3 protein-coding genes are annotated in these 5,940 nt (G+C 63.8%); all 3 read left to right on the top strand.

The window, feature by feature from the left end:
- On the top strand, window positions 1-910 hold a 910-nt coding region (locus VF497_RS15535; RefSeq protein ID WP_330890355.1), incomplete at its 5' end, for an efflux RND transporter periplasmic adaptor subunit.
- The gene (locus VF497_RS15530; protein WP_330890353.1) at window positions 907-3,984 is read left to right on the top strand and encodes an efflux RND transporter permease subunit; all 3,078 of its coding nucleotides are present in this window, start codon (window positions 907-909) and stop codon (window positions 3,982-3,984) included. The genes VF497_RS15535 and VF497_RS15530, both read left to right, overlap by 4 nt.
- A gap of 325 nt (window positions 3,985-4,309) precedes the next feature.
- Window positions 4,310-5,940, top strand: a 1,631-nt coding sequence (locus tag VF497_RS15525; protein ID WP_330890351.1) for a TonB-dependent siderophore receptor, incomplete at its 3' end; no start/stop codon positions are given.

Below are 5,940 nucleotides of genomic sequence, written 5' to 3'. Positions count from 1 at the left end.
CCGCACGGTGAATTTCCGCGAAGGCGACGAGGTGAAGCCGGGGCAGCTCCTGTTCGAACTCGACGCGAGCGACGTCGTCGCCCAGATGCGCCGCGCCGAGGCGCAGGCCAACCAGATCCACGCCCAGCTCGACGAAGCGACGCGCGATCTCAACCGCACGTTGCAGCTGGTCAAGTCCGGCTTCATGTCCGCGGCGGTGGTCGACACCGCGCGCAGCAAGGCGGAATCGTTGCAGGCGCAATTCAAGGCCACGCAGGCCGATGTCGAAAGCGCGCGCGTCCGCGTCGGCTACATGCGCATCGTGGCGCCGATCGCAGGCAAGACCGGCGCCGTCGTCGTGCATCCAGGCAGCCTTGCCCAGGTCGGCGACGCGGCGCCGCTCGCGAGCATCGTCCAATTCGATCCGATCGCGGTCGAGTTCACCCTGCCCGAACGCGACCTCGCCGCGGTGCGCGACGCGCATGCCGCCGGCGACACCCAGGTCGGCATCGAGCTCGACGGAGCCACGCGCAATGGCGAGTTGAGCTTCATCGACAACCGCGTCAACACCGGCAACGGCACGATCGGCCTCAAGGCGAGCTTCGCCAATGCCGATCGCCATCTCTGGCCCGGTGCCTACGTGCGCGTCGCGCTCAGCGCAGGCACGACGAAGAATGCGGTCGTGCTGCCGCCGCAGGCCGTGCTTGAAGGGCCCGACGGCAATTTCGTGTTCCAGGTGGACGCCAACAAGCATGTCGTGTCGCAGCCTGTCACCCTGCTGCGCATCCAGGATCACAACGCCGTCATCGACGGTCTGCGCAGCGGCGAGACCGTCGTCGTCGAAGGCGCGCGCAGCCTGCGCAGCGGCATGACCGTGGCGGTCGACAGCGAGGCTGCCGCGAGCGCGGCGACCAGTGGAGCGGTGCGATGAACATCGCCGCGCTGGCGCTGAGCCGTCCGATCGCGACGACGATGTTGTGGCTCGCGGTCGTCGTCGCCGGCGTGATCTGCTGGCTCAACCTGCCGATCTCGGCGCTGCCGCAGGTGGAATCGCCGGTCATCGAAGTCTCGGCCAAGCTGCCGGGAGGAAGTCCGGAGAACATGGCGATCTCGGTCGCCACGCCGCTGGAGAAAGAGTTCTCCTCGCTCCCCGGACTGGTCGGTTCGATGTCGGAGAACATCCAGGGCCAGACCAACATCCAGCTCGAATTCGATCTCGGCCGCGACATCGACTCGGCCGCGGTCGACGTGCAGGCCGCGCTGTTCCGCGTCGGCCGTTCGCTGCCCGCCGAGATGCCGACGCCGCCGAGCTACAGCAAGATCAATCCGGGCGACGCGCCGATCATCCTGATCGGCCTCGATTCGCCGACGATGCCGCTGACCGAACTCGCCGCTTACGTGGATGTACTCGTCGCCCCTACCCTGTCGACGGTCAACGGTGTCGCCCAGGTCATCGTCGGCGGCGGCAAGCGATACGCCGTGCGCGCCGAGCTCGATCCCGAACGCATGGCCTCGCTCGATCTGACCTTGATCGACGTCAACAACGCGCTGAAGACGGCGAACTCGATCACCCCGCTCGGCCAGCTCGACAACCCGCGCCAGATGCTCGCCGTGCAGATGCCGCGCGGCTTGATGAAGGCGGCCGACTTCGCCGACGTCTCCATCGCCGTGCGCAACGGACAGACGATCCACCTGTCCGACCTCGGCCGCGTCTACGACAGCATCGAGAACACGCAGAACACGCGCGAGATCAACGGCAACAACTCGGTGCTGCTGCAGATCCAGCGCCAACCCGGTGCGAATGTGGTCGCGACGATCGATGCGATCCGGGCGCTGATGCCGCGCCTGCGCGCGCAGTTGCCCGACTCGGTGCACATCCGCCTGCTCGGCGACCGCTCGCAATCGATCCGCGATGCGATCCACGATGTCAACATAACCCTGCTGCTGACGATTGCGCTCGTCATCCTCGTGATCCTGCTGTTCCTGCGCCGCGTGACCGCCGCGCTGGTCCCGTCGATCAGCCTGCCGCTGTCGCTGTTCGCCACGTTCGGACTCATGTACTGGGCAGGGTTGAGCCTCGACAACATCTCGCTGATGGGCCTGACCGTCGCCGTCGGCCTCGTCGTCGACGACGCGATCGTCGTGCTCGAGAACATCATGCGCTACATCGAACAGGGCCTGTCGCCGCGCGAAGCCGCGTTGCGCGGTTCGCGCGAGGTCGGCTTTACCGTGCTGTCGATCTCGATCTCGCTCGTCGCCGTGTTCATTCCGTTGTTCCTCACGCGCGAGTTGAGCGGCGCGCTGTTCCGCGAATTCGCGATCGTCGTCTCGCTGGCGATCCTCGTCTCCGCGGCGGTGTCGCTGACCCTGATCCCGGTGCTTGTGCCGGCGCTGATCAAGGAGGCCCCGGCGCACGACGAGGGACGCGGCTGGAACCGCGCGTTCGAGGCCGGCTTCGCTCGCGTGCTCGAACTCTATCGCCGCACGCTCGAACTGGCTCTCACCCACCGCAAGGTCGTCCTGCTGGTCGGCGCCACCACGATCGCGTTGACCGCCGCGCTCTACGTCGCCTCGCCCAAAGGCCTGTTCCCGCAGGAAGACACCGGCCAGATCGCAGTCAAGGTTCGCACTGCGGAAGACATGTCCTACGAGGGCCGTCTCGCCGTGCTGCGCAAGATACAGGCCGGCCTGCTCGCCGATCCGGCGATCGCCACCGTCGCGTCCAAGGTCGACCACGACACGACGGCGATGAACATAGATCTGAAACCGCGTGGCCAGCGTCCGCCGATGCCGCAGGTGCTCGAACACCTGCGCGCGCAGACCGCGCGGCTGCCCGGCATCACTGTGAGCTACAGCCCCGTGCAGAACCTGAAAGTTGGCGCGAGCACATCGGACAGCGCGTTCCAGTACATCCTGCAATCCGTGGGCAGCGAGGAGCTTGATGCGTGGTCGAGGAAGCTGCTCGCCGAACTGTCTAAGTCGCCGGTGTTCGCCCAGATCGACACCGACTACGAAACCAACGGCCTCGAGGCGCAACTCGACATAGACCGCGACAAGGCAGCCCAGCTCGGTGTCGACATGGCCAGCCTGCGCACGACGCTGCACGCCGCGTTCGGCACGCGCCAGGTGTCGACGATCTACGCGCCGCAGGCGAGCTACCAGGTCATCATGGAACTGGCCGACGACAGTCGTCGCGACGAAACCGACATTTCGCGCATCCAGGTGCGCGGCAGCAACGGCGCGCTGATTCCGCTCGATGCCTTCGCCCGGGTCAAGCGCGGCAACGGCACGACCATGGTCGGACACAAGGCGCAATTGCCCGCGATCACCTATTCCTTCGAACTCGCACGCGGCAAGTCGTTGTCGGATGCCGCCGACGCGATCACTGCCGCACGCACCGCGATCGGTCTGCCGCAGACGATCTTCGGCAGCTTCGGCGGCCAGGCCGGCCTGTTCGAGAAATCGCGCACGAGCCAGCTCTGGCTCATCGCGATCGCGATCGCCGCGATCTACCTCGTGCTCGGCGTGCTCTACGAAAGCTGGATCCACCCGCTGACGATCCTGCTCGGCCTGCCTTCGGCCGCGGTCGGCGGCCTGCTCGCGCTGCGCCTGCTCGGCATGGAGCTGAGTTTCATTGCGATGATCGGCATGCTGCTGCTGATCGGCGTGGTCAAGAAGAACGCGATCATGATGATCGACTTCGCGCTCGACGCGCAGCGCACGCAGGGACTGCCGCCCGAGCAGGCGATACGTCAGGCCTGTCTGCTGCGCTTCCGCCCGATCACGATGACCACGTTGTGTGCACTCGCCGGCGCGCTGCCGATCGCGCTCGGCCTCGGTGCCGGCGCCGAACTGCGCCAGCCGCTAGGCGTCGTCATCGTCGGCGGCCTGCTGTTCTCGCAGTTCATCACCCTGTACATCACACCGGTGCTTTATCTGTGGTTCGACAGGATGACTTCGAGATCGCGCATGGACTCGCGACCTGCATCTGCACAGCCCGCGTGAGCAGATAAGCGGCTTCTTTGTCGCGACGCCGCATGCCCGAACACTCGGCCCCTCGGTATTTCGAGCGGAAGACCTCCGAGAACAGCGGCAAAACGAACGATCCCCTCCCGCTCCGGGCAAGCGTTTTCGCCTGAAAACAACAGGCCCGGCCTCCTCTAATACGAATGTGTTATTGGGGCGCGAACCGCGCTGCGATACAAATCTGTCCGTCAGAAGAAGGCAGGCACCGACAACTCGAAACGGGGATCGTTCGGCCCCGGAAACGAAAGACCGGACGCACTCCGTTCCCGATTCGTCGTACAGCGGAAAGCGCGGAGCATTGCGCTTGTCCGCTTTCGGTGCGTCATGGGTTGGCCGGGACGAATTTGGCCGTCAAACACAAGAATCAAGGCGCCGCGTCTGGCTGCATAGGGAGCTGTCACGACCGGGAATCATTCCAACAGAATGTTTTGGGGAGAGAAAGAACATGCTTTCGCGTAAACCGCTTGCGTATTCAATTTCCATGTTGCTGCTCGTCAACGGCATCGCCGTGGCAGAGGAAGCCGCCAACAGCGAGGAATCCGCTCAGCCCGCGGAAGCGCCGAGCGAGAAGAAGACCCAGGATTTCGACACGATCACGGTCGAGCAGAAATTCGTCAAGGCGGACGCCAAGAGCGCGATGAAGATGGACGTGGCCGTCATGGACACGCCGTTCTCCGTGCAGAGCTACAGCGAAGGGCTGATCAAGTCGCTCGAGGCCTACACGCTCGCCGATGTGTTCAATCACATGACCGGCGTGAAGCAGTCCGGTCAGACCGGCATGGACATGACCTTGCGCGGCTTCGCGACTTCGGGCACCGACATGAATTCGATTCTGGTCGATGGACTGCCGGGACTGGCCGAACGTTTCAGTTCGCCGCCCACCGTCGCCCTAGATCGCGTCGAACTCGTGCGCGGTGCGATGTCCGTGCTGTACGGCCAGAACCAGCCGGGCGGCTTCCTCAACATGGTGACGAAGAAACCGCAGTTCGATCCGCTCTACGCTTTCGGCCTCAGTACCAGCGGATACCTGGGCCACAGCCTGGGAATCGGTGACGACAAGTCGTACCACTTCGATTTCGATACGGCGGGCCACATCGACAAGGACGGCGTGTTCAACTACCGTTTCCTCGGCGAGCTCAACAACAATCACAATTACCGCGATTTCAACTACGACCGCTCGCGTTTTCTCGCGCCGAGCGCGGCCTGGAACATCGACGAATCCACCCAGCTCCTGGCACAGCTCGAATACCGCAAGGATTCGAGTCTTATCGATACCTACCTTGTCGCCCCCAAGCGCGACATCAATCTCGTCGCGCCGATCAACACGTTCTATGGCGAACCCAGCACCGGCCGAGTCGAAGAAGGCAAAACCGCCACGTTCCAGTTCAACCATACGTTTACCAACAATTGGGTCTGGAATGCGGCATTCCGTTACGCCGACTATTCAAGCGATCAGACGGACTTCAGCAGCGTCGCCATCTTGGCCGACAACGTGACGTTGCAGCGCCGCGCGCGAGCCCTCGAAGTCTCCCGCAACACCAAAACCTTCGATACCAACCTGGCGATTCCGCTGGAAACCGGGCCGATCGAGCAGAAGATCGTGGTCGGCGTTACCAGCGAGCGTTTCTCGATCAACAACAATCGCACCAAGTTCTTCAACAGCACCTGCCCGGGCAAGTATTGTTTCAACATAAACATCTACAACCCGGTTTATGGACTGGTGCCGGCGTTCGATACCATCCCGCCGGGAGCGGCGACGTCGCTCACCAACAACACCAACAACGACGACACACGTGCCATTTACGTTTCTGACCTGATCTCCCTCGGAGAGCACTGGAAGGTTTCGCTGGGCGCCCGCAACTTCAACGACGATTCCACGGCGATCTCGATCACACCGCCCGCCCCCGATCAGAGCAAGACCATCAAGAAGTCCCT

This window comes from Rudaea sp. (assembly GCF_036383415.1).
Lineage (GTDB): Bacteria > Pseudomonadota > Gammaproteobacteria > Xanthomonadales > Rhodanobacteraceae > Rudaea.
Note: the sequence above shows the minus strand (reverse complement) of the source record. Positions and strands in the feature narration are given on the sequence as shown.

What these genes read in the sequence shown, in the direction of transcription:
- VF497_RS15530 (WP_330890353.1), top strand. Translation starts at nt 907, where the DNA reads ATGAACATCGCCGCGCTGGCGCTGAGCCGTCCGATCGCGACGACGATG.